The sequence below is a fragment of the Arthrobacter sp. AL05 genome (genome assembly GCF_029960715.1).
Classification (GTDB): Bacteria; Actinomycetota; Actinomycetes; order Actinomycetales; family Micrococcaceae; genus Arthrobacter.
Window position 1 is genome coordinate 219,490 of the sequence record NZ_JASBRC010000001.1, and the last position, 22,724, is coordinate 242,213.

The 22,724-nt window shown below is 65.5% G+C and carries 22 protein-coding genes; 8 read left to right on the top strand and 14 right to left on the bottom strand.

Annotation, left to right across the window (positions count from 1 at the left end):
• Nucleotides 1-48: 48 nt before the first annotated feature.
• From QK287_RS01045 to QK287_RS01060, 4 genes are all read right to left on the bottom strand, one after another.
• Nucleotides 49-375, bottom strand: a complete 327-nt coding sequence (locus tag QK287_RS01045; RefSeq protein ID WP_282358719.1) for a hypothetical protein — start codon at nt 373-375, stop codon at nt 49-51.
• A 36-nt stretch (nt 376-411) separates the two neighbouring features.
• A complete protein-coding gene (locus QK287_RS01050; protein WP_282359038.1) occupies nt 412-1,080 on the bottom strand; it encodes an HAD family hydrolase in 669 nt (222 codons plus the stop codon).
• Nucleotides 1,081-1,165: 85 nt separating this feature from the next.
• On the bottom strand, nt 1,166-1,474 hold the full coding sequence (locus QK287_RS01055) for a hypothetical protein (protein WP_226775450.1): 309 nt from the start codon (nt 1,472-1,474) through the stop codon (nt 1,166-1,168).
• A gap of 112 nt (nt 1,475-1,586) precedes the next feature.
• Entirely contained in the window at nt 1,587-3,392 is a 1,806-nt protein-coding gene (locus QK287_RS01060; protein ID WP_282358720.1) for a glycoside hydrolase family 15 protein, read from the bottom strand.
• Between the two features lie 262 nt (nt 3,393-3,654).
• On the opposite strand from QK287_RS01060, the gene QK287_RS01065 reads away from it, so the two are divergent.
• Nucleotides 3,655-4,623 carry a phosphatase domain-containing protein gene (locus tag QK287_RS01065; RefSeq protein ID WP_282358722.1) on the top strand — a complete coding sequence of 323 codons (969 nt, stop codon included), beginning with the start codon at nt 3,655-3,657 and terminating at the stop codon, nt 4,621-4,623.
• On the opposite strand, the gene QK287_RS01070 is transcribed toward QK287_RS01065, so the two are convergent.
• Both QK287_RS01070 and QK287_RS01075 read right to left on the bottom strand, forming a co-directional pair.
• Nucleotides 4,620-6,104: a family 1 glycosylhydrolase gene (locus QK287_RS01070; protein WP_282358724.1), complete on the bottom strand. Its 1,485-nt coding sequence runs from the start codon at nt 6,102-6,104 to the stop codon at nt 4,620-4,622. The genes QK287_RS01065 and QK287_RS01070 overlap by 4 nt on opposite strands.
• A 111-nt stretch (nt 6,105-6,215) precedes the next feature.
• Entirely contained in the window at nt 6,216-6,998 is a 783-nt protein-coding gene (locus tag QK287_RS01075) for a phosphatase PAP2 family protein (RefSeq protein ID WP_282358726.1), read from the bottom strand.
• A 130-nt stretch (nt 6,999-7,128) separates the two neighbouring features.
• Between QK287_RS01075 and QK287_RS01080 the strand changes: the two genes are divergently transcribed.
• From QK287_RS01080 to QK287_RS01095, 4 genes are all read left to right on the top strand, one after another.
• Entirely contained in the window at nt 7,129-8,217 is a 1,089-nt protein-coding gene (locus tag QK287_RS01080; protein WP_282358728.1) for a DNA alkylation repair protein, read from the top strand.
• Between the two features lie 163 nt (nt 8,218-8,380).
• Nucleotides 8,381-10,054 carry a cytosine permease gene (locus tag QK287_RS01085; protein ID WP_282358729.1) on the top strand — a complete coding sequence of 558 codons (1,674 nt, stop codon included), beginning with the start codon at nt 8,381-8,383 and terminating at the stop codon, nt 10,052-10,054.
• A gap of 17 nt (nt 10,055-10,071) precedes the next feature.
• Nucleotides 10,072-11,199, top strand: a complete 1,128-nt coding sequence (locus QK287_RS01090) for a cyclase family protein (protein WP_282358730.1) — start codon at nt 10,072-10,074, stop codon at nt 11,197-11,199.
• 108 nt (nt 11,200-11,307) lie between these two features.
• Complete coding sequence (locus QK287_RS01095; protein WP_226775443.1) at nt 11,308-11,517, top strand: hypothetical protein; 210 nt, start codon at nt 11,308-11,310, stop codon at nt 11,515-11,517.
• A 50-nt stretch (nt 11,518-11,567) separates the two neighbouring features.
• On the opposite strand, the gene QK287_RS01100 is transcribed toward QK287_RS01095, so the two are convergent.
• The gene (locus QK287_RS01100) at nt 11,568-12,338 is read right to left on the bottom strand and encodes a GntR family transcriptional regulator (RefSeq protein ID WP_226775442.1); all 771 of its coding nucleotides are present in this window, start codon (nt 12,336-12,338) and stop codon (nt 11,568-11,570) included.
• A gap of 89 nt (nt 12,339-12,427) precedes the next feature.
• On the opposite strand from QK287_RS01100, the gene QK287_RS01105 reads away from it, so the two are divergent.
• The 3 genes from QK287_RS01105 to QK287_RS01115 are packed head-to-tail and all read left to right on the top strand — an operon-like array spanning nt 12,428 to nt 15,750.
• Nucleotides 12,428-13,339, top strand: coding sequence for a proline iminopeptidase-family hydrolase (locus QK287_RS01105; RefSeq protein ID WP_282358733.1), 912 nt, complete (start codon nt 12,428-12,430; stop codon nt 13,337-13,339).
• Between the two features lie 36 nt (nt 13,340-13,375).
• Nucleotides 13,376-14,809 (top strand): APC family permease, encoded by a 1,434-nt coding sequence (locus QK287_RS01110; RefSeq protein ID WP_282358735.1) that lies wholly within the window; start codon nt 13,376-13,378, stop codon nt 14,807-14,809.
• Entirely contained in the window at nt 14,806-15,750 is a 945-nt protein-coding gene (locus tag QK287_RS01115; protein ID WP_282358736.1) for an acetamidase/formamidase family protein, read from the top strand. Before QK287_RS01110 ends, QK287_RS01115 begins: the two co-directional genes overlap by 4 nt.
• A 48-nt stretch (nt 15,751-15,798) precedes the next feature.
• On the opposite strand, the gene QK287_RS01120 is transcribed toward QK287_RS01115, so the two are convergent.
• The 7 genes from QK287_RS01120 to QK287_RS01150 form a co-directional block, all read right to left on the bottom strand.
• On the bottom strand, nt 15,799-16,635 hold the full coding sequence (locus QK287_RS01120; protein ID WP_282358738.1) for a hypothetical protein: 837 nt from the start codon (nt 16,633-16,635) through the stop codon (nt 15,799-15,801).
• Nucleotides 16,636-16,703: 68 nt separating this feature from the next.
• Entirely contained in the window at nt 16,704-17,933 is a 1,230-nt protein-coding gene (gene manD, locus QK287_RS01125; RefSeq protein ID WP_226775437.1) for a D-mannonate dehydratase ManD, read from the bottom strand.
• A 59-nt stretch (nt 17,934-17,992) separates the two neighbouring features.
• Nucleotides 17,993-18,982, bottom strand: a complete 990-nt coding sequence (locus tag QK287_RS01130) for a sugar kinase (RefSeq protein ID WP_282358740.1) — start codon at nt 18,980-18,982, stop codon at nt 17,993-17,995.
• Nucleotides 18,979-19,665: a bifunctional 4-hydroxy-2-oxoglutarate aldolase/2-dehydro-3-deoxy-phosphogluconate aldolase gene (locus QK287_RS01135; protein ID WP_282358742.1), complete on the bottom strand. Its 687-nt coding sequence runs from the start codon at nt 19,663-19,665 to the stop codon at nt 18,979-18,981. The genes QK287_RS01130 and QK287_RS01135 overlap by 4 nt, the downstream gene beginning before the upstream one ends.
• Before the next feature lie 5 nt (nt 19,666-19,670).
• Nucleotides 19,671-20,819, bottom strand: a complete 1,149-nt coding sequence (dgoD, locus tag QK287_RS01140) for a galactonate dehydratase (protein WP_282358744.1) — start codon at nt 20,817-20,819, stop codon at nt 19,671-19,673.
• A gap of 7 nt (nt 20,820-20,826) precedes the next feature.
• A complete protein-coding gene (locus QK287_RS01145) occupies nt 20,827-21,708 on the bottom strand; it encodes a carbohydrate ABC transporter permease (RefSeq protein ID WP_282358745.1) in 882 nt (293 codons plus the stop codon).
• Nucleotides 21,705-22,658 carry a sugar ABC transporter permease gene (locus tag QK287_RS01150; protein ID WP_226775432.1) on the bottom strand — a complete coding sequence of 318 codons (954 nt, stop codon included), beginning with the start codon at nt 22,656-22,658 and terminating at the stop codon, nt 21,705-21,707. The genes QK287_RS01145 and QK287_RS01150 overlap by 4 nt, the downstream gene beginning before the upstream one ends.
• Nucleotides 22,659-22,724: the final 66 nt, after the last annotated feature.

A 22,724-nucleotide genomic window follows, 5' to 3' on the forward strand; every position in this document is an offset into this window, starting at 1 on the left:
GGGTTGGCGTTTCACGGCAGTGATCCGGGCAAACATTGCTGCCATGTGTCACCGCGTGAGGGGCCGGCCGGCGTCCTTCCTGCCGGAGCGCTGTCCGGCACGGTAGCCAAACCAGAACGCGAACGTGGCGACGCCAAGTCCGATCAGCGCGAGGCCCGCCCATTTCCCGGCGTCCATGATCGTCAGGGCCTGGGGGGTGAAAGTCTGCTGGGACAGCGGGGCGTAGGCGAACCAGCCGAAACTCTCCTGCTGCACCGGCTGCAGGATCAAGACCAGGCCTACCGTCAGCAGCGCCAGGCCCGCAAGCGGCGCGGCGAACCGGGCCGGCCGGAAGCGGCGCCGCGGGTCGGAGACTGTGCCCTCTGTCGGATCCATGGACATACTGTAACCGGCCGCCGGCCGTCTTTGCCGCTAGCTCCGCCTGGTACGGGCTGCCAGCTGACCGATCGCACTGCCGGCAAGATTTTCCAGCAGTGCCCGGGGGCTTGAATGGACTTCGACGGCGCCGGCGTCCCGGAGTTCGGCTTCACCGGTGCCGCCGCAGGTGAGCCCGATGGCCGGGATCCCGAGTTCCCGGGCGGCGTAAATATCCCAGACCGCATCGCCCACGTAAACGGCGTCCGAGGCCAGCACGTCAACGGCCCGGAGCGCGGCCACGAGGATGTCAGGGGCCGGTTTGCTCTCCTTCGCGTCTGCAGAGCTGGTGGCGGCGTCGATGAAGGCGTCGGCACCAATCGTGGTTCGCAGTACTTCGAGGTCGCGCTCCCGGGCCGAGGATGCCAGCGCCACGGCCAGGCCGCCGTCGTGGCAGGCCGCCAGTAGCTCGCGCGCTCCCTCCAGCGGACGCAAAGCGGGCCAAAAGGTGGAAAACACTGCGGCATGGGAGGACATGATGGTGCCGTCCTCGGTGGTGTCCCGGTCAGCCGGCAGGAGCTTGCCGAGGATCCTGTCCCCACCCATCCCGATCAGGCGATGGATGTCCGCCATCGGCACCTCGTATCCTGCCTGCCGGAAAGCCTGCCACCAGGACAGGGTGTGGAGGTACGAGGAATCGACTAAAGTGCCGTCGACGTCGAACAGTACGGCGGCCTTGCCGGCGCCACGGCGCGCGGCAGAAGTCTGGGGAGCTGAGGCGTCCTGGCCACGGCTGGCTTCGGGACCTGATTCAGTGATGAGCCCGCGCTCGCTTTCCCGCAGCCAGCGATCCGCCGGAGAGCACGGTTCCGCGGCTGGTGCCGCCCGCGCTCCTACGGGGCACCTTGCCAAATGGCACGGCCTGCGCTGCCAGCCGCCCGGCACTGCGGTCCCGGATAAGTCCTGTGCCGGCGATTTCACGGGCCTGAGCGATGCCCGCCACGGCAGCCCTCTTCGTGGGGAAAGTGACCGAAACAGCCATCAGGCTGCCCGCGCCGTCAAGCATTCGAATCCGGTAGCCGCCGTCAGGCGCGTCCACGACCTCAAAATATCCAGCCATCGCACTCTCCTAATAATCCTCTATCCCAACGCCGGGATATATAGTAAGTGTACTTATCTAAGCGATGGATGAAAAGCTGTCCGGCTCAACCCGGGGGCCATGCACGGCCAACTCATCGGCCCGGATCACTGGCCGGGATGCGGGCTGGCGCCGCCGGCAGGCCATCGTCCTGCAGGATCAGGGCGCTCATCACGAGGGCAAAGTGGCTGAACGCCTGCGGCGTATTTCCCAACTGCCGCCCGTCCTCGAGGCTCCATTCCTCACTCAGGAGTCCGACGTCGTTGCGCAGCGCCAACAGGCGTTCGAACAGTTCCCGCGCCTCGTGGTGTCGACCCGCCCCCACAAGCGCCTCGACCAGCCAGAAAGAACAGGCGAGGAATACCCCTTCCCCGCCGGGCAGCCCGTCCCGGGATTCCTCCGGCTTGTAGCGGCGCACAAAACCGTCGTGGGTCAGCTCCCGCTGGATGGCATCAATTGTCCCGATCACGCGCGGGTCATCCGGAGACAGGAACCCGACGCGCGGGATGAGCAACAGGCTCGCGTCGAGCTCGGGCCGTCCGTACGACTGGACAAAGGTGTTTCGTCCAGCATCAAAGCCATTGGCCATCACGTCGGCATGGATGGTGTCCCGGAGTTCCTCCCAGCGGTCCGCGGGTCCGGGCAGGCCGAACTCCCGGACGCCGTTGACCATCCGGTCGGCCGCCACCCAGGCCATCACCTTGGAGTGGGTAAAATGCCTTCGTGGCCCGCGCATCTCCCAGAGTCCGTTGTCGGGCTCCCGCCAGACACTCTCGAGGTGGTCCATCAGTGCGAGCTGCACGTCCCAGGAGTCATCGGTGCCGGCCAGCAGCGAGGTGCGGGTCAGGGAGAGGCCATCCAGCACCTCGCCCCAGACATCAAGCTGCAACTGTCCCGCCGCCCCGTTTCCGGTCCGGACCGGCGCTGAGCCCTCATACCCGCGCAACCACGGCAGCTCCGTTTCGGGCAGCCGGCGCTCGCCGTGGATGCCGTACATGATCTGGAGTTCCTGCGGGCTTCCCGCCACCGCCCGCAGCAGCCATTCGCGCCAGGCGGCTGCCTCGTCCGTATACCCCGCCGCGAGCAACGCCTGGAGGGTCAGGGTGGCATCACGGAGCCAGCAATAGCGGTAGTCCCAGTTTCGCTCGCCGCCGAGCTCCTCCGGCAGCGAAGTGGTCACGGCCGCCACAATTCCTCCCGTGGGGGCATATGTCAGCGCCTTCAGGGTGATCAGTGAGCGCTGCACAACTTCACGGTAGGGTCCGGTAACCGTGCACCGGGCAGACCAGCGCTGCCAGAAGGACTCCGTCGAGGCCAGCGCCTGTTCCGGGTCCACCGCGCGGGGCCGCCCCAGGTGTCCCGGCGTCCAGGTCAGGACGAACGGTACCCTCTCCCCGGCCTGGACGGTAAAGTCGCTGATGGTCTGCATACGTTCGCCCCGCAGCGGCGCCTCGGTCACCAGGTAAGCCGCATCGGGGCCGGCGACGGCGCTGATCCCACGCTCGTCGCGCCGGACCCACGGGACGATGTGGCCGTAGTCGAAGCGCAGCACCAGCTCGCCGCGCATCCGGACGGTGCCGGTGACGCCCACAACAATGCGCACAATGTCCGCCGCCCCGTCGCGGGGCGGCATAAAGTCGATGACCTTCGCCGTCCCGGTCGGCGTCACCCACTCTGTTTCCAGGACGAGGGTGCCCTCGCGGTAGCTCCTTCGGGTGCATTCACCGCCACCCTCCGGGGCCAGCAGCCAGCGCCCCGCCTCGGGCGAGTCCAGCAGCGCGCTGAAGCAGGCCGGCGAGTCGAAGCGCGGCAGGCAGAGCCAGTCAATGGAACCCTCGGTACTGATCAGGGCTCCGGTGTGGAGATCGCCAACAAGTGCGTAGTCCTCTATGCGAGCCATGGGACCTACAGTGCCACACTGGTTTGGCTTGGACCACCGAACTCGGCGACCGCCGCGCGCTCCGTGCAAAGCGCCGGGCTGCTGGACCATTTGCTGACCGTCGATGAGACCGCGGCGCTTCCACCCCCGGCGAATCGGGCCCCTGTGAGAGGGTTGAGGCATGGAATTGGCCTCACACCACACCTCCGGGCGGCAACAGGTCTCCGGCACCAGGGTTTTTCGCTTGGCGCACACGGTCTCAGACACTTTCAACAGTCTGCGATTGAAGACTGCCCGGCGCTGGAATTTTGCCCCCAAGACGGTCGCCTACCAAGGCTACGGGTCGACGAGCTGGGTCCGGGTGCTCGGCCGGGTGGTCCTGACCAGCACGCTCAACCCCGGGAGCCGGGCGGCACAGGCTGCCCGGAACGGAAACCAGAACATCCGCGGCTGGCGGGCGTTTACCTCCGTGCCGGTGCAGTATTCCACGGTGGAGATCGAGATCGGCGGGGTGACTGCCCGCGTGCAGGCGGATCGCGGCGGGCTGGTGGATACCGTGGTGCAGGTGGAGTTGGCCCCGGGGTGGCACACTGCCGTGCTGCGCGCCGAAGGGACCGAGCCGGCCACAGCGAAGATCTTCGTCATTTCCCCGGATACCAAGCTTGGAATCGTATCCGACATCGATGACACCATTATGGTCACCGCGCTCCCCCGGCCGTTCCTCGCGCTTTGGAACACCTTTGTGCTCAATGAACGCGCCCGGATGGCGACACCGGGCATGGCGGTGCTGATGGATAGGCTCACGTTGGAGCACCCGGACGCTCCGGTGATTTACCTCTCTACCGGGCCATGGAACGCGGCCCCCACGCTGGCGCGGTTCATCACCAGGAACATGTACCCTTCCGGTGCCCTGCTGCTCACGGACTGGGGCCTCACCCACGACCGATGGTTCCGCAGCGGCCCCGAGCACAAACGCCGCAACCTTGAACAGCTGGCCCAGGAATTTCCGAACCTGCGCTGGTTGCTCTTCGGCGACAACGGGCAGCACGACGAAGCGATCTATTCGCACTTCGCCCGGCAGCACGGCGAGTGTGTGGCCGCCATCGGCGTCCGCCAGCTCTCCGCCAGCGAGGCCGTCTTCGCCGGCGGCCATTCGAACACCGGGGACCATACCGGTTCCAAGGTTCCGTGGATCTACTCCCCTGACGGTGCCGGCATGGCGAAGGGCCTGCAGGACCTGGGCATTCTCTAAGCCGGCACTGCCTCCGCGCCGGGAACCACCGGGCTGGCGGCCCTGTTCCGGGCCGAGAGCACTTCCTGGAGCCAGTAGTACGATGCCTTCTTTGTGCGCGTCTGGGTCCCGCTGTCCACGTGCAGCAGCCCGAACTGCTGCTTAAACCCGCCGGACCATTCGAAGTTGTCCATCAGCGACCACACGTAGTACCCACGCAGGTCGATCGACTCCGCCGCACCGCCAGGAGACGTCGCCTCAATGGCAGCTGCAATGTGGTCCGCCAGGTAGCGCACGCGGCGTTCGTCCGGGATGACGAGCCGTCCCTCCGGGTCCCGGATTTCGAGGTCTTCAAAGCTTGCCCCGCCCTCGGTGATGTAGACCGGCGGAAGGTCGGGGTATCGCCTGGCCATTTCCGCGAGCGCGACTCCCATGTATTCCGGTTTGATGGGCCACCCGTAGGCGGTGGTCTCGGTGTCCGGGAACGATGTGATGTGGAACGGGGAGCCGGACGCCGAGCCGCCCAGGTCATCCCCCATCGCCTCCGCCATTCCCTTGGGCACTGCGCCATCGCCCGGTCCGGCTGCCACCCGGGTGGGCATGTAGTAGTTGAGCCCGTAAAAGTCCAGCGGCTGCGAGATCAATGCCATGTCTTCGCTGGACGGGTCGAAGGAGGAGAAGAATGCGGCGGTCCGGACGGCGTCGGGGTACTTGCCCAGCAGCACGGGGTCCGCGTAGAGCCGGTTCTGGGCCATGTCCATCAGCCCGGCGCCGATCTTGTCCAGCGGGTTGATAGATGCAGGCACCATCGGCGAATAGACGTTCGTGATCCCGATCTCGCCCGGCACCTTGGCTGCCCGGAGTGCCTGGAGCGCCAAGCCATGGCCCAACAACTGGTGGTGGACGCTGGGCAGCGCCTTTAGCATCAGGGCTTCCCCGGGAGCGTGCAGCCCGAGCATGTAGCCGTTGGTACTGACGGTGGCCGGCTCGTTGACGGTTACCCAACGGGACACCCGGTCCCCGTAGGCGGCCGCCGCGATCGCGGCAAAGTCTCCCAGCCGGTAGGCCGTGTCGCGGTTCATCCAGCCGCCGGCGTCATCGAGCTCCAGCGGCGTATCCCAGTGATACAGCGTGGCCATCGGTGCGATCCCATTGGCCAGCAGCAGGTCAATCAACCGGTCGTAGAAGGCGAGGCCTGCCGGGTTGACCGGGCCACTTCCGCCGGGCTGGACGCGTGACCAGGACAAGGAGAACCGATATGAATCGATCCCGAGCTCCTTCATCAGGGCCACGTCTTCCGGCATCCGGTGGTAGTGGTCGCAGGCTATCGCGGGGCTGTGGTCCTCCACGATCGATCCGGGCTTGGCGGCGAACACGTCCCAGCCCGAGGGGCCGCGACCGTCCTCATCCAGTGCGCCTTCGATCTGGAAAGCCGCGGTCGCCACTCCGAGGGTGAAGCGCGGCGGCAGCAGGGCGGCCAAGCCCTTGGCGGAAGCATTCATCGGCCGGTTCCTCTTTGTCGTTTCAGGCAGTTGACTGATTTTACGCCGCTCCGAATCGCCGCGCCACGGGCTTCGGCTCAGTGCCCCGGACGACGCGGCAGCGGTCCGGTGTCAACCCTGGCTGGTGTCGGTTTTGGAAAGCGTTCCGGTGACGGGTTCCCCGTGAACGCGGGCAGTGCGCCAGGTGTCCAGGGCGATCACCCCGCCGAGGACCACCAACGAGATGGAGAGCGAGGCCAGCGCGTCAGTCAACCAGTGATAGCCCAGATAGAGCCTGCTGATCGCGGCAAAGAAGATCCCGACGCCGGCCAGGATAAAGCCCCATCCGGCGCCTGCACGGCCGGGTCGGCGGGAGAAGATCAAAAAGGTGCTGACAAGGAGGAAGTCGCAGGCGCCGAGAACGTGCCCGGACGGGAAGGAAAACGTGAAGTCGGCGCCGAAGAGCATCAGGTCTACGGGCGGGCGCTGTCGTTCGACAATGCGCCCGATGATCTGGGCAAGGATCACGCCGGTGAGCATGGCGCCGGCAAGGAGCATCGGGCGCCAGGCGTGCTTGGCGAACAGCCCCCAGGCCACCGTCACCACCAGGACGATGACCGGCAGGGCAACGGGGCCGAAGATGACAGCGAGGATGATCATGATCGTTGTAAGTGGTTCGGAGCGGAGGGCCACGAGCCCGGACCGGACAGGTTCGTCGCCCGCCGTGAGGCCGCCATGAAGGAGGACACCGGCAAGGATTGCGGCGAACAGCACGGCGCCACACACTACGAGGCCGACGGCGGTCCGATAGAGGCTTCGTCGGTCCTGCACGCTCAGGTAGCGTTCTTCGACCACAAATTTGTCGTGGAAGACCCGCCACCGTCCGGGCGACTTTCCCGTGATTTCCTTTGACATTCCTGCATCCGCCCTGCACTGTTCGTGGACATTCCGTCCGTGCAGAATATCCCGACTCCGGGTTCTCCTCCGTTTAACTGCGCTGCGGACCCGCCGGCCCGGTCGCCGGTAGCCTAAAACGATGGGCGCCATGAATGAACTAATCAACAACAGCGTGGTCGGCTCGCTGGAGCGCATCCTCGCCGCGGCCGGCCCGGCCATCCGCCTCCCCCGCCTGGCCGAAGCAGCCGGGCACCTCGACGAACTGAGCCTGCGCGAACGCACCGATCACCTCAGCCGCGCGCTGCTCACCGACCTGCCCGGCGGCTACCAGGCAACGGCGGCCATCTTCCGCCGGGCACTCGCTGAGCCGGACTTCACCGGCTGGATGATCTGGCCCGTGGGCGAGACAGCGGCCACCCTCGCCCTGGCCAGGACGGGCCCGGGCGATTTCGCGGACTGCCTGGCCCTGCTTGCCGAGCTGACTCCGCGGCTCAGCAGCGAATTCGCGATCCGGCGGCTTCTTGCCGCCGACCTGGAGCGGGCACTGCCCGTCATTCAGACCTGGACCTCGCACCCGGATTGGCACGTCCGACGCCTCGCCACCGAAGGCACCCGGGCCTACCTGCCCTGGGCAGTGCGCGTTCCGGCGATCATCGAGCACCCCGCCGCCACCTTGCCAATCCTCGAATCCCTCTACCGGGACCCGGTCGAGGACGTCCGTCGCTCGGTAGCCAACCACCTGAACGATCTGGCCCGGCACGCCCCCGAGGAGGTAGTTGCCACCGCCCGCCGATGGATGGCCGCACCCGACGCGGACACCTCCAGGGTGGTCCGCCATGGACTGCGAACCCTCGTGAAGAAGGCCCATCCCGGGGCGCTCGAGCTGTTGGGGTTTGCGCCTGCCTCGCTCGCGGTGACACCGCTGCGCCTGGACCGCACCGTCGTCGAACTTCCCGGCGAACTCGGCTTTTCCTTCGAGCTCGCCAACACCGGGACCGCGGAAGCCCGGCTCGCCGTCGATTACGTGGTGCACTACGCCAAGGCCAATGGATCCCTCGCCGGGAAAGTCTTTAAGCTCGGAACTGCCGTCCTCGGGCCAGGCGAGTCCCGGACCTTCTCAAAGCGTCACGCCTTCCGCCAGATGACCACCAGGGTCCACCATTCCGGGGACCACTTACTGCAGCTGCAGGTGAACGGGGTCCGCTTTCCGTCGGCCGGATTCACTCTGCTGGCGTAGCAGCACGGCCGCCTGCGCCAGCCGCAGGTTTTCGACAGATGCCGGCCGGTCCTTGCTGTGAGCCGCTTCACACTGTAGTTTAATCATCACTTGTAGCTTAATCAGCAACTTGTGATGCTTATTGAGCAACTCACGCAGGAATTTACGCTGGATGGAGAACACCATGTCCGAGGCACAGCACACCGCCGCCCGCAGGAGACAAACCCGGGGCAAAGTCACCGAAGTGGAAACCTACGGCATTGAGCGGATTCCGGAGAAGGACCGCAACGCAAGCCCCCTTGACCTGTTCAGGGTGTCGTTCGGCGGTGCCAACACCTTCGCGACAGCGTTCCTGGGTGCGTTCCCCATTCTGTTTGGACTCTCCTTCTGGCAGGGCCTCGCCGCAACAGTCACGGGGCTGGTGGTCGGTGCCCTCCTGCTGGCGCCGATGGCTGTCTTCGGGCCTACCAACGGAACCAACAACGCTGTGTCCTCCTCCGCCCATCTGGGGGTTCACGGCCGGGTGGTTGGATCATTCCTCTCACTCCTGACAGCCATGGCATTCTTTTCGATCTCCGTCTGGAGTTCCGGCGATGCCCTGGTGGGCGGCTTGAACCGACTGGTTGGCCTCCCGCAGGAGATGGGTTCCTTCGCCGTCGCGTACGGGGTCTTCGGTGTGCTGGTGCTCGCCGTCTGCGTCTATGGGTTTAAGTTCATGTTGCTCGTCAACAAGATTGCCGTCACCGCGGCCACGCTGCTCTTCGTCGTTGGTTTCATCGCCTTCGCCGGCGACCTCAACCTGAACTTCGAGGGCGCCTTCGGAACCGGGTTCGACGGCGTCGGCATCGCGGGCTTCATCCCCGCCTTCATCGGCGCAGCACTGATCGTGATGTCCAACCCGATCTCCTTCGGTGCCTTCCTGGGAGACTGGGCACGTTACATCCCCACCGACACACCCAAACGCCGGGTGATGGGGGCCGCGCTCCTCGCGCAGCTGGCCACCCTGGTGCCGTTTGTCTTCGGGCTCGCGACAGCCTCCATCATTGCCGCCAAGGCACCGGAGTTCATGGACCCGGCGGCTCCGAATTACGTCGGCGGACTGCTGGCAGTCTCCCCGGCCTGGTACTTTGTGCCGCTCTGCGCCATCGCCCTCATCGGCGGCATGTCCACCGGCGCGACCTCCCTCTACGGAACCGGCCTGGACTTCAGCAGCGTCTTCCCGCGCTTCAACCGGGTGCAGGCCACCCTGTTCATCGGCGTCCTGGCCATCGTCTTCATCTTCGTCGGCCGCTTCGCCTTCAACCTGGTCCAGAGCATCTCGACCTTCGCCACCCTGATCGTCACGTGCACCGCTCCCTGGATGGTCGTTATGATCATCGGCTTCATCACCCGCCGCGGCTGGTACGACGCAGACGCCCTCCAGGTCTTCAACCGCCGCCAGACCGGCGGCCGGTATTGGTTCAACCACGGGTGGAACCCACGCGGCATGGGTGCCTGGCTTGTCAGCGCCGCGGTCGGCCTGAGCATGGTCAACATGCCCGGCCAGTTCCAGGGGCCGCTGGGCAACCTGGCGGGCGGCGTTGACATCAGCCTGCCGGCATCGCTGGCGCTCGCCGCCGTCCTCTACCTCGGCATGCTGTGGATCTTCCCGGAACCGCGCGAGGTGTTCCCGGCCGCCGGGCCCCGCTGGATCCCCTCGAAGGACACCGCGGTCCGGCCGGTGCTGGACGCAGACGGGAACATCGTTCCGGCCGCTTTCGACGACGGTGCCAACGGTACCGGCGGCGCTGGCGACATCGATGCAACCGTGCCGCACCAGCGCAGTGGCCGTGAGCCGGAACTGGTGGCCGGGTCATGACCTGGATGGATCTTAGCGTGCCCCTGCGCACCGGGATGCCCGTCTACCCGGGCGACCCTGACGTCCGGATTGAAAGTGCGCTGACCGTTGACGCAGACGGCGCAAATGTCCTCTCGCTCGCCATCGGAACCCACTCCGGAACCCACGCAGATGCACCCCGGCACGTCAGTGACGAGTGGGAAGCCCTGGACGAGCTGCCGCTGGGCCTCTTCAGCGGCGCCGCTGAACTGGTGGATCTCCGCGGTGTGGATCGCGGCGCACCCATTACCGCGGCGCACCTCGCGGGGATCGCCCCGGCGAACAACGACGAACCGGGCGACGGCGAACCCGACGACGGCGGTCCGCAACGGATCCTGCTGCTGCGGACCGGGTTCGCCGGGGCCTGGGGAACTGCAGAGTACCTGGAGCACCCCTGGCTGGACGCCGCCGCGGCGCAGCTGATCATCGACCGCGGCTATCGGGCAGTGGGCCTCGATGCCCTGAGCGTGGATCGCACCCCGAACGCCGGCCACGATACTGGGGCAGCCGACCACGGGTTTCCGGCCCACAACATCCTGGCCGGGAACGGCTGCATCATTGTGGAAAACCTCACCGGGCTCGAACAGGTCCAGAGCACCCTCGAGGCCGGCGCCGCCGTCGAGGTCTTCCTCTTTCCGCTCAGCATTCCCGGCGCGGACGGCGCCCCGATCCGCGCCGTGGCACGGCCGCTGGCTGCCGCGCCACCGGCGCCGCAGCTGCCCGGCGGCCGGGACCTCAGCCGCACGGAGGTCCAGGACGCAGCGGATCGCCTTGTCGCAGCGTTTGCAGCCTGCGACACCGACGCCTACTTCGCCGCCTTCAGCGCCGACGCGACCTTCATCTTCCACCCGGAAGCGGAAAGTCCTTCCTCCCGGTCCGCCTACCGGGACCTCTGGCACAGTTGGCTCGAATCCGGCTGGCGGGTATTGGAGTGCCGCAGCACCGAGCAGAACATTCAGCTGCTGGGAGCCACAGCAGTGTTTTCGCATCGCGTGGCCACTACCGTCCAGACCGATCACACGGGAGGACGCTTTGCCAGCGACGAACGGGAAACCATCGTTTTCCACCGCTCAGAGGACGGCAGCATCCACTGTGTCCACGAGCACCTTTCACTGTTCCCCGCGTGATCACGGGTACCAACACCGGCGCGCGGGGATTTGACGCGCCCACAAGTATGACGTTACTGTCCTTTCAATCATTGGGGCCAACGAGAAGTACACACGAAAGACAGTGCAATGATCACCACCACCGACTCCATTGAGATCCAGGTCGAGAACCGCCACATCCTGGACGAGCGCCTTAACGCCGCCGTCCTCGGACTCCAGCAGATCGCGATGGCCACCGGGACCCAGGGCATCCTGATCACCCGGCACAAGCCCGGCCACTACACGGCGGAGCTGTCCGACCTGGTCCCTTTCGGCATGACCCGGGAAATCATTCACTAGTCCTGGCGCAGGGTTGCCGTCCGCTCCAGTTGCGGACGGCAACCCGACGCTCAGCTTCCCGCCTCAGCTCCGGCCCTCGTCAGCGCCGCCTCCAGCAGTTCAATATCGATCCGCGCGTGCATCACGCCGATGGTCGCTGCCTCTGCCGGGCGCTGCCCGCAGATGGCCTCCACCAGCCGCTCATGATCGGCTAGCGCCCGGAGCTCCATTTCCTGCATTCCCTCGGGGAAACCCCAAAGGTGGGCTGGTGCGCCGAGCCCGATCTGGGCCTCAAGTTCCAGGAGGATGCGGGTCAGCGTCAGGTTGTGGGAGGCCTCCGCTATAGCCAGATGGAGCCGAGCGTCCGCCTTTTGCGAGGCGCGGCCCGACTCGGCGGCACGGTAAGCGTCAAGTCGTTCGCGCAGGACCGCCGCATCAGCCGCATTTCTGTTTTCAGCCGCGGCCCGGGCGATCGCTCCGTGGAGCTGGACCATGGCTTCGCACGTGTCACGCAGCGATTCCCAGCGAGAGGTGAGTGTCCTTTGTACTGACGCGTTCGACGCATCAGTCCACTGTTCCCGAACAAAGGATCCCCCTGCGCGGCCGCGTTGGGTGGCGAGCAGGCCCTGGTCAACGAGTCGTCCGATTGCGGTCCGGACCGTCATTCTTCCAACGTGGAGCGACTCCGCGAGGTCGCGTTCTGACGGCAGGCGCGCGCCCGGCAGATACTCCCCGACGGCGATCGCCGTGATGAGCCGGTCGGTAATTTCATCCGCCCGGGACGACGCGGCCAGAGGTGTGTCCAGCGTCCTTTCGGGACCGTCATCTTTGCTCTTGGCCATGGGACAAACCTATACATATTTCTAAAAGGTCTTGGAATTAGACCATTTATGCGCAAGGATAATGCTCACGCCCGACCAAAGGATCGCACGTGACAAGCCTCACAACCCACCGGGTTCCCTTCGGCCAATGGGAGACCTGGACAGCAGTCTTCGCCCCTGATCTTCCCGTACCCGGCGCGCTTCCGCTCATCGTGCTTCACGGCGGACCGGGCATGGCGCACAACTACCTCAAGAACCTTGAGGCGTTAACGGCCACCGGGCGCACAGTCATCCTCTACGACCAGCTCGGCTGCGGAAACAGTTCGCACCTACCAGATGCGCACGACGGTTTTTGGGTACCGGAACTCTTTGTTGACGAGTTCCACAACCTGCTGGAGTACTTCCGCATCGGCAGCTTCCACCTGTTGGGGCAGTCCTGGGGCGGCATGCTGGGTGCCGAAATCGCGGTGCGGCAGCCCTCGGGCCTGGCAAGTCTTTCCATCTGCAATTCGCCGGCTTCGATGGAGCTATGGGCGAAGGCCGCCGCGGAGCTCAGGAAGGACCTGCCCCGCGAGGTCCGGGATGCGCTGGCTCTCCACGAGAAGGCGGGCACGTTGACTTCCCCGGAATATTCGGCGGCGACCATGGCCTTCTACGAGCGCCACGTCTGCCGCATCTCGCCGCTTCCCGCCGATTTTGAGCACAGCGTGGCTCAAATGGAAGCCGAACCGACGGTCTACCACACCATGAACGGCCCCAATGAGTTCCACGTCATCGGAACGCTCCGCGACTGGAGCGTCATCGACCGGTTGCACCTTGTGAGGGCCCCAACGCTGATTGTCGCCGGTGAATTCGACGAAGCAACCCCTGCCACATGGGCCCCATTCATCACCAATATTCCGAAGGTGGACAGCCACGTCTTCCCCGGGGCAAGCCACTGCACCCATCTGGAACAACCCGAGGAATTCCAGCGAGTAATCGCCGCCCACCTGGCCCGCCATGATCAGCCACGCCACTCCTAGCACCGCCTCCGCCACTCCCCTCCCAGAAAGTACCCGATGGCAAATTCATCCAGCTCCCCTGAACTCAGCGCCCAACAGCAGCTCGAAGCGTTCGGCTACAAGCAGGAACTGAAACGGTCAGTGTCCACCGCTGACTTGCTCGTCTATGGACTCGTTTTTATGGTCCCGATCGCCCCGTGGGCTATTTTCGGCGTTGTCTATAACGCGGCCGGCGGTATGGTCCCGCTGGTTTACGCTATTGGACTTATCGCCATGATCTTCACTGCCCTTGCCTATCAGCAGATGGCCAAGTCCATCCCCCTCGCCGGTTCGGTGTTCTCCTACGTGGGGCGCGGGCTACATCCCACCGCCGGGTTTTTTGCCGGGTGGGCAATCCTGCTGGACTATCTCCTCGTCCCGACGCTCCTGTACGTTTTTGCTGCCGAGTCGATGGTGGGCATCTTTCCTGACTCCCCGCGCTGGCTATGGGCGCTGATCTTTGTGGCTGTCAACACCGTCGTTAATCTGCTCGGCATCAGCTCGATCAAACGGATGAACCGCATCTTCCTGGCAATTGAACTCATCTTTGTCGTCATTTTCGTCGTGATCGCCGTTAATGCCCTGGCCACAAACGCTGTTCCGGGCGCCGAACTGACCATGAACCCGATCTGGGACGCAACCAAGGTGACGGGTCCGCTGATCGCCTCGGCCCTGTCCATAGCGGTCTTGAGTTTCCTCGGGTTTGACGGCATTTCCACCATGTCTGAGGAAGCCACCGGCGGCCGCAACGCTGCCGGACGGGCCATGATCATGGCGCTGTTCCTGGTGGCGTTCCTGTTCATCCTGCAGACCTGGCTGGCCAGCGCCCTGGCAGGCGGCCGGGAATCATTCAACGATGACGAGGTCGGCAATGCCTTCTTTACGATCGTCGCGGCCGCCTCGAACAGCGGCTGGATGACGGCGTTTTTTGTGGTGAACGTCCTCGCTATCGGAGTGGCGAACGCCATGGCCGCACAGGCCGCCACCTCCCGGCTGCTGTACTCGATGAGCCGCGACCGTCAACTGCCCCGGTTCCTGTCCCGGATTGACAGCCGGCAGGTTCCCCGCAACGCCATCATCCTGGTGTCCGCCATCTCGGCGGTCCTTGTCTTGTTCTTTGTGGGACAGATTGACGTCATCTCCGCGCTGGTGAACTTCGGCGCACTTTTCGGCTTTATGCTCCTGCACCTGTCGGTCATTTTTCACTACATCGTGCATCAGAAGTCGAAAAACTATGTGCTCCATCTTCTGGTGCCGGTCCTGGGCTTCCTGATCATTGGCTATGTGCTGCTCAACGCGGCTCCGGAGGCAAAAATCGGCGGCGCCATCTGGCTCGCAGTAGGAGCCGGAGTCTTCGCATACTACAAATACACCGGCCGGACACCTGACCTCAGCGAAGAGAACAACGGCGGGCCGGAGTTGTCCATGAGCGCAACGGAGTCCCAGCGATGACCGCCAGCGCTGAACATTTCCTCGACAAATCCCACGGGAAGTTCTCGTTCTCCGGAAGGGAAGAACCTGCGCTGCGAATCGCACCCGGAACCGGTGAGCGGATCGCGTTCGAGACCAGCGACGCCGTCTACGCGGAACTGCACGTTCATCACGACCTTGACCGGCTCACCGTTGGCATCAATCCCGTCACCGGACCGGTCTTCGTGGACGGGGCGGAGCCGGGCGACGCCCTGATCGTCACGATTCACGAGATCCTGCTCAACGACTGCGGCTGGTCCGTCAGCCTGCCGGGAACGGGGGCACTGCGCCACGTGATGGGCCGGGAGATGTTCACCAGGCGGATCCCGATCGACGCTGACGGAGTGCACGTAACCGACCGGCACGTCTTCGATCCCCGGCCGATGATCGGCTGCATCGGCACAGCACCGGCAGAGGGGGAAAACTCCACCGTTATGCCAAGCTTCGCCGGCGGCGGGAACATGGACCTCACGGGGTGCCGGCCAGGCTCGAAGGTGTATCTGCCGGTCATGGTGGAAGGCGCGTACCTCTCGATCGGAGACATCCATGCCCTGATGGCCGAAGGCGAGTCGTCATTCGTGGCCATCGAGGCCGAGGGAACAGCCGTAATCAGCATTGAGCTGGCAAAAGACATGAACCTCCGCGCCCCCCGGATCGAGACCGGTGAGGAATGGATCTTCGTCGGCCTGGGCAACCCAGTCCAGGAAAGCATCACCCGCGGCTACGAAGACATGTTCCACTTCCTCGTCAAGGACCACGGCTGGGAGCGGGAAGACGCCTACGCCGTGCTCAGTGCAGTCGGCGACTCCCGTCTCGGCGGACCGACAGGATCATCGGCGCCGGACCCGCTCCACCCGTTCACCCCCGTGGGGGCAGTCACTGTGCACCGCCTGCCCAAGAGTGTGCTGACGCCACAGTCCTGAACTGGAGCCGCTCAAAATGGCTGAGCCTGCCGCCTCGCCCCGGCAGGCTCAGCTTTCCAGCGGCTCAGGCGGGGTAAGCCCCCGAAAGGGCTCAAGCCGGGATTCAAATTCGGCGCGGTCCTCCGCTGCCAAAAGGCCGTTGGCCCCGTACCCCAGCGCCAGCGTATTGAGCTGCCACGGCGATCCTTCGGGCTGCTGGAGCCGTTCCTTGAAGGTGCCGCTGGTGTCCTTTGAAAGGTCCTGAAACCTGAAGGACAGCCACTGACCTGCCCGCCCAAGCGCCACCCCGGAAACAATAACCTGCTCCTCCGGGGTCAGACCGCCAAGGTCCCGGGTCCGGTCCTCTGCAGACCAGCCCTCCAGGGCGTTGATTGTCGGCGTCCCATAGCCGTACCGGCCACTGACCTCCCCGATGATGCCAATTGCCCGCTGCTTTTCTTCCCACGCCTGCGGCACTGTGGTGCTCTGGGATTCGGGACCGTTCACGTTAGTAAGGAGTGATTGGCCTCCGTAGTTATTCTCGGTCGGCCGCTGAAACGGACTGCCGCCGGCTTCGTCGCCCGCAGGGGACCATTCGAGCTGGAATTCCTCCGACAGGGCGGCCCTAATCTCGGCAACCATGGCCTGCCCCGCGTCGAAGCCCTCCTGCGGTGTAGGGCCGGCCAGGATCTGCCGGGAATCGACGCCGGCGACGCCGGGGTACTCGCGCCAGTAGACGGTGCGCTCAGCACCGTCGGCCCCTGCGTCCACTGTCGTCCGCCCGATGGCGCTCTCGAACATGTGCTGCAGGATGGCGGCAGCGGGAACCGCGACTATCCCGGCAACAGCGAGGAGTGCCGCCAGGATCCACAATCGACCGGACCAGCGGAACGTCAACTGTGACATCTAACCGCACCCCCATACAGTAGTTGCCACGACACTACAGGAGACCGGCGTATCCGTCGGACCCATGATTACCAGTCGTGGACCGTTCCGTCGACGAGGCGGTTGTAGGGCAGGTAGGCCTGCTGGTAGGGGTAGGCCGCGGCGGCTTCCTCATTGAACTCCACGCCGATGCCGGGCGTGTCGCCGGGGTGCAGGTACCCGTCCACGAAGGTCATGGATTGTTCGAAGACCTCGTTCGTTTTGTCCGAGTGCTGCATGTATTCCTGGATGCCGTAGTTGTGGATCGCCAGGCCCACATGCAGCTGCGCGGCGAAGCCCACCGGGGAAATATCCGTCGGCCCGTGGAAACCGGACTTGATCTGGTACTGCGCGGCGAAATCCATCACCTTCTTCAGCGGCGAGATCCCGCCGAAGTGCGTCGAGGCGGCCCGGACATAGTCGATCAGCTGTTCCTTGATCAGCGTCTGGAAGTCGAAGACGGTATTGAAGATTTCCCCGATCGCCAGCGGCGTTGTGGTGTGGGAACGGACAAGGCGCAAGGCCTCCTGGTTCTCGGCCGGGGTGCAGTCCTCCAGCCAGAACAAGTCATAGGGCTCCAGCGCCTTGCCCAGTTTCGCGGCCTGGATCGGGGTCATCCGGTGGTGCCCGTCGTGCAGCAGCGGCAGCTCCGGCCCGAATTCATTCCGCACCGCTTCGAACACCGTCGGCAGGTGCCGCAGGTACGCTCGGGTGTCCCAGTCCTCCTCCGCCGGGAACGCCCCGCGACCGGCAGGCTCATAGTCATACCGCTCCCCCGAAGCCTGTGCCTGCGCCGCTACGCCGTACACGGCCTTGATCCCGGGCACCGCGGTCTGGATCCGCACCGACTTGTAACCCAGCTCCAGATGTTCCCGGACCGAATCAAACAACGCGGGCAGGTCCGCCCCGGAGGCATGCCCGTAGGCGCGCAGCCCGTGACGGGACGCCCCGCCGAGCAGCTGGTAGACCGGCATCCCGGCGAGCTTGCCCTTAATATCCCACAACGCCATGTCCACCGCTGCGATCGCCGCCATCGTCACCGGACCGCGCCGCCAGTACGAGGACCGGTACAGGAACTGCCAGGTGTCCTCGATCCGGTGCGGGTCCTTGCCGATCAGCAGCTGCGCAACGTGTTCCTTCAGGTATGCGGCCACCGCGAGCTCGCGGCCGTTCAGGGTCGCATCCCCAATCCCGGTCACACCGTCCTCCGTGGTGATCCGCAACGTGACGAAGTTACGGGACGGGCTGGTCACAAAGACTTCAGCGGCAATGATTTTCACAGTGGGTCCAGGCTTTCTGAGTCGGTTTGACGTTGGGGGTTGAGGCGGCGGTGCCGGCCCTAGCGTTGAGTCGTTCCGCTGGGTGCGGTCCCCAACAGTTCCAGTTCGCCCCGGAAGGGCAGGCCTTCCCAGTCGCCGGCAGTGCTGACCGCGAAGGCGCCCGTCAGGGCGCCGCGCCGCAGGCGGCCGGCGACGTCCTCGCCGTCGAGCAGGGCGGAGAGGTAACCCGCAGTGAAAGCGTCACCGGCTCCCACCGTGTCGATGCTGGTGACCTGCACGGCGGGCGTTTCCCAGCGGCCCGCCGCGGTGTGGACCCCGGCACCGGCCGCGCCCCGCTTGACCACAACCTCCCGCACGCCCCGGGCCAGCAGTTCGGCGGCCATCGCCGCTTCGGCGTCGTCGGCCGCGCCGGAATACCCATGGCCGGAGGCGACCAGGCCGAGTTCATCGTCGGATGCGATCAGGATGGTGGCGTGCCGGGCCAGCGGGGTGAGGACTGCGCGCGCCTCTTCCCGGGACCAGAGCTTGCCCCGGTAGTTAACGTCGAGGGACACCTCCAGGCCTTCGCCGGCGGCCCGGGCGGCCGCATACTCGACGGCCTGCCGTGCCTCCTGGCTGAGGGCTGCGGTGATCCCGGTGAGGTGCAGGACCCGGGTACCGGTCCGGAAGGCCGCGTCGACGTCGGCCCGGCAGAGCGTGGATCCGGCGGAACCGGCGCGGTAGTAAAAGGCCCGGCTCACGTCGGCGGTGCGTTGTTCGAGGAACATCACCCCGGTGCCGCGGCTGCCGTGCTCCCGGTAGTGCACCCCGATGCCCTCGCTGCGCAACTGCCGGAGGATGAACTCACCATGCGGGTCGGCGCCAAGCACGCCGGCCCAGGCCACCCGGTGGCCAAGTCGTGCGGCGCCGACGGCCACATTCGACTCCGCCCCGGCAACGTGCATGCCGAGGGTTCCGCCAGCGGACAGCGGCCCGGCGGCGCGCAGCGACACCATCGATTCACCAAAAGTCAGCAAATCAACGGCCGGCAGCCCGGCTTCAGCGCTCACTGCGGACCCTTCGCGGCGCTGCGCAGCCCATAGTCGGCGGCCAGCGCCACAAAGTCCCGGGCCCGCGCCCGCATCGGCGCCAGCTCGCCGCCTGAACCGGTGTCACCGAAGAGCGGTCCGCCCAGGCCAACGGCGACGGCACCTGCCTGCCAGTAGCCGGACGCCTGCTCCAGCCCGACCCCGCCGACGGCGATAAACGGGATGCGGGGAAACGGGTCCCGCAGGGCTTTGAGGTAGCCCGGTCCGCCGATGGAGGCGGGAAAGAGCTTCACGGCTGTGGCTCCCCGGGTCATGGCCTCGTAGGCCTCGGTCGGGGTCAGCGCCCCGGCCAGGACTGGGATGCCCCGGGCCGCGGAGACAGCGATGGACTCGGCCAGGGCCGGGGTCACGGTGAACTGGCCACCGGCCGCCGCCACGTGATCCACGTCCTGCGCGGTCAACACGGTGCCGGCCCCAACGAAGCAGCCTGCCGGCGCGGCGGCGCGGACTGCGCTGATCGCCTGGAGTGCGTCCGGTGTGGTCAGGGCAATTTCGACGTAACGGAAGCCCTCTTCCATGGCCGCCAACGCCGCCGCTGCCGCGGCGAGGCCGTCAGTGCCGCGCACAATGGCGACGAGCCTGGTCTCCTGGATTCCGGCCAGCAGGCTCTCGGAGGTCAGGACATTGCTGGGGTTCACGGTCATGTTGTTCACCATTCTGCGAAGGCTCCGTCGGGGTGGCGCCAGACGGGTCCGCGCCAGGCGTGGCCGCGTTTGTCCGCGGCGCGGACCACTGCCTCGTCGATTTCGATCCCAAGGCCCGGGCCGGTCAAGCGTTCGATGTGCCCGTCCACGAATCTAAGCGGGGATTTGTCCAGGACATAGTCCAGGACTTCGGCGCCCTGGTTGTAGTGGATTCCGATGCTTTGTTCCTGGATCAGGAAGTTGGGCGTGGCGAAGCCCACCTGCAGGCAGGCGGCAAGGGCCAGCGGACCGAGCGGGCAGTGCGGGGCCAGCTGGACCTCGAAGATTTCGGCGAGCGAGGCAATCTTGCGGACCTCGGTGATGCCGCCTGCGTGCGAGAGGTCCGGCTGGGCCACGGCGATGCCCGCCTGCAGCGCGGGCAGGAATTCCTGCCGGCTGTAGAGCCGTTCTCCGGTGGAGACCGGCGTCGTCGTCGACGAGGTGAATTCGCGCAGCAGGTGTGTATTCTCCGGAACCACCGGTTCCTCAAGGAAAAACGGCCGGTAGGGTTCCAGCAGCGGCGCCACCCGCCGGGCGTTGGCCAGGCTAAAGCGGCCGTGGAAGTCGACGGCGACATCGCGGTGGTCCCCGAGGACCTCGCGGGCGGCGGCGACCCGGCGGACAACGCCGTCGAGCTCCGCCACCGAGGCAATGGGGCTCATCCGGCCGCTGGCATTCATCTTGACGGCGGTGAGACCGACCTCAAGCTGCGCGCTGATCTGGTCGGCCACCTCGTTGGGCTCGTCACCGCCCACCCAGCCGTACATCCGGATCCGGTCGCGGACGTGGCCGCCCAGGAGCTGGTGCACCGGTGTGTTGAAGTGCTTTCCGGCGATATCCCACAGGGCCTGGTCCAGCCCGGACACAGCACTGGCGAGGATGGGTCCGCCACGGTAGAAGGAACCCTTCGTCATGACCTGCCAGTGGTCTTCGATCCGGAGCGCATCGTTGCCGATCAGCAGCTCGGAGAGCTGGTCGACGGCGGTGCGGACCGTTTCGCTGCGGCCCTCGCAGCTGGCCTCGCCCCAGCCGACGATCCCGGACTCAGTCTCGATCCGGACGAACAGCCAGCGCGGCGCGACCAGGAAGGTTTCAATCCTGTTGATGAGTGTCATCTGCCTGCTACCCTTTGGTCGCGCCGGCGGTCATGCCGGAGACGATGTATTTCTGCGTGAACAAGGCAATGACCATGATCGGGATCGTGACCACCATGGCGGCCGCCATCAGCCCGCCCCAATCGATGGAGGCGTAAGAGACGAAGTCGAAGATCGCGACCGGGAGCGTCTTGGTTTTGGACCCGGACAGTACGAGGGCAAACATAAAGTTGTTCCACGAAAAGATGAAGGACAGGATCCCTGCAGTAGCCATGCCGGCCACGGAGAGCGGCAAGGTGATGCGGCGGAAAGCTCCGATCGGGGTGAGCCCGTCCACCTGGGCCGATTCCTCGAGTTCCAGCGGAAGGGAATCGAAGTAGCTCATCATGATGTAGACGATCAGCGGGAGCGCTACGAACATGTGGCTCAGAATCAGCACTTCAAATCCGCCCACCATCTTCAGGTTGGAGAAGACGTAGTACCAGGGCACCAGCAGGGAGACGCCCGGAATCACGCGGGCCATCAGTACCACCAGGGCCGAACGGTGCATCGTGAAACGGCTCATGGCATAGGCGGCAGGGACGCCGAGCACCAGCGAGAAGGCGGTGGAAACGAAGGCCACCCAGAAGCTGTTGATGATAAAGACGAAGTAGTTGTTCCGCTCCAGCACGTTCGTGTAGTTCTCGGTGGTCGGGGTGAAAAAGAAGGATTTCCCCGTGTCGTAGATGTCCACGTTGGTCTTGAATGAGGCCAGCAGCATCCAGAACAGCGGCGCGACCAGGAACAACACCACCGCCACGAGGGCGACCACGCGGAAGACCTTGTAGGCGCGGGGGCCCCTGGCCTTCCGGCGGCGCGGAGCCGGGGCGGGCCGCGTGGCGGGGATTTTGGATTCGGTCTGTACGGTCATTTGTTTGCCGCCTTCTTGCGCATGGTGAGCAGCCACATGGTGCCGATGATGATCATAAAGAACAGGATCAACACCGCGGAGGAGAGCCCGTACTGGTTGTAATCGAAGCTCAGCCCGTAGGCGTAGACGTTCAGGGTCTCTACCTCGTGGAATGAACCGCCGCCTTTGCCTTTGGTGGCATAGAGGATGTCGAAGGTTTTGAGGGCGTCGATGCCGCGCAGCAGGATGGCGACGATCACCGTTGGCAGCATCAGCGGAAGGGTGATGTAAAAGAAGCGCTGGAAGGCGTTGGCGCCGTCCATCCTGGCGGCCTCATCGGGTTCCTCGGACAGCGAGGTCAGGCCGGCGAGAAGGATCAGCACCACCATCGGGGTCCACTGCCACACGTCCATAAAGATCGTGGTGCCAAGGGCCGTGTCCTGGCCGGAGAGCCAAGGCTGGGCCGGAATGCCGATCAGTCCGAGAAGCTGGTTGGCGAAGCCGATGTTGGGATCGAAGATCAACCGCCACATCATGCCGACCGCCACCGGGGTTGCGACGAGCGGCAGGAGAATGGCCACCCGGACCCACTTTTCGCCGCGGAACGGCCGCCACAGCAGCAGCGCGATGCACATGCCCAGAACCACTTCGCAGGCCAGGGCCACGCCGGTGAAGGACATGGTGCGGCCGACGGCGGGCCAGAACCGGTCGACGTCGGAGAGGACAGTGATGTAGTTCTGCAGGCCAATGAACTCAGAGGCCGCGCGGACGGATCCCTGGGAGTCGGTCAGGCTCAGGAACAGCGTCCAGGCCAGGGGGAAAACGATCAGGACGCCGACGAAGATCATGGCGGGGGCCGCGAAGAGCCACTTGCGGTGCCGGTTGGCCCAGGCGGAAAAGTTCGCGCGCGGACCCGGCGGGCGGCCGGCGCTGCGGGCTGGTGCGCTGCGGGGAGGGTTCAGTACAGACATGGTTCACCTAAGGAGTTGGGGGTGAAGTGAGAAGCTGGCACCGGCGGAACGGCAGCGGGCCGCCGT

What these genes read in the sequence shown, in the direction of transcription:
- QK287_RS01045 (WP_282358719.1), bottom strand. Translation starts at nt 375, where the DNA reads ATGGATCCGACAGAGGGCACAGTCTCCGACCCGCGGCGCCGCTTCCGG.
- QK287_RS01055 (WP_226775450.1), bottom strand. Translation starts at nt 1,474, where the DNA reads ATGGCTGGATATTTTGAGGTCGTGGACGCGCCTGACGGCGGCTACCGG.
- QK287_RS01060 (WP_282358720.1), bottom strand. Translation starts at nt 3,392, where the DNA reads ATGGCTCGCATAGAGGACTACGCACTTGTTGGCGATCTCCACACCGGA.
- QK287_RS01070 (WP_282358724.1), bottom strand. Translation starts at nt 6,104, where the DNA reads ATGAATGCTTCCGCCAAGGGCTTGGCCGCCCTGCTGCCGCCGCGCTTC.
- QK287_RS01075 (WP_282358726.1), bottom strand. Translation starts at nt 6,998, where the DNA reads ATGTCAAAGGAAATCACGGGAAAGTCGCCCGGACGGTGGCGGGTCTTC.
- QK287_RS01080 (WP_282358728.1), top strand. Translation starts at nt 7,129, where the DNA reads ATGAATGAACTAATCAACAACAGCGTGGTCGGCTCGCTGGAGCGCATC.
- QK287_RS01085 (WP_282358729.1), top strand. Translation starts at nt 8,381, where the DNA reads ATGTCCGAGGCACAGCACACCGCCGCCCGCAGGAGACAAACCCGGGGC.
- QK287_RS01095 (WP_226775443.1), top strand. Translation starts at nt 11,308, where the DNA reads ATGATCACCACCACCGACTCCATTGAGATCCAGGTCGAGAACCGCCAC.
- QK287_RS01100 (WP_226775442.1), bottom strand. Translation starts at nt 12,338, where the DNA reads ATGGCCAAGAGCAAAGATGACGGTCCCGAAAGGACGCTGGACACACCT.
- QK287_RS01110 (WP_282358735.1), top strand. Translation starts at nt 13,376, where the DNA reads ATGGCAAATTCATCCAGCTCCCCTGAACTCAGCGCCCAACAGCAGCTC.
- QK287_RS01115 (WP_282358736.1), top strand. Translation starts at nt 14,806, where the DNA reads ATGACCGCCAGCGCTGAACATTTCCTCGACAAATCCCACGGGAAGTTC.
- QK287_RS01120 (WP_282358738.1), bottom strand. Translation starts at nt 16,635, where the DNA reads ATGTCACAGTTGACGTTCCGCTGGTCCGGTCGATTGTGGATCCTGGCG.
- QK287_RS01135 (WP_282358742.1), bottom strand. Translation starts at nt 19,665, where the DNA reads ATGACCGTGAACCCCAGCAATGTCCTGACCTCCGAGAGCCTGCTGGCC.
- dgoD (WP_282358744.1), bottom strand. Translation starts at nt 20,819, where the DNA reads ATGACACTCATCAACAGGATTGAAACCTTCCTGGTCGCGCCGCGCTGG.
- QK287_RS01145 (WP_282358745.1), bottom strand. Translation starts at nt 21,708, where the DNA reads ATGACCGTACAGACCGAATCCAAAATCCCCGCCACGCGGCCCGCCCCG.
- QK287_RS01150 (WP_226775432.1), bottom strand. Translation starts at nt 22,658, where the DNA reads ATGTCTGTACTGAACCCTCCCCGCAGCGCACCAGCCCGCAGCGCCGGC.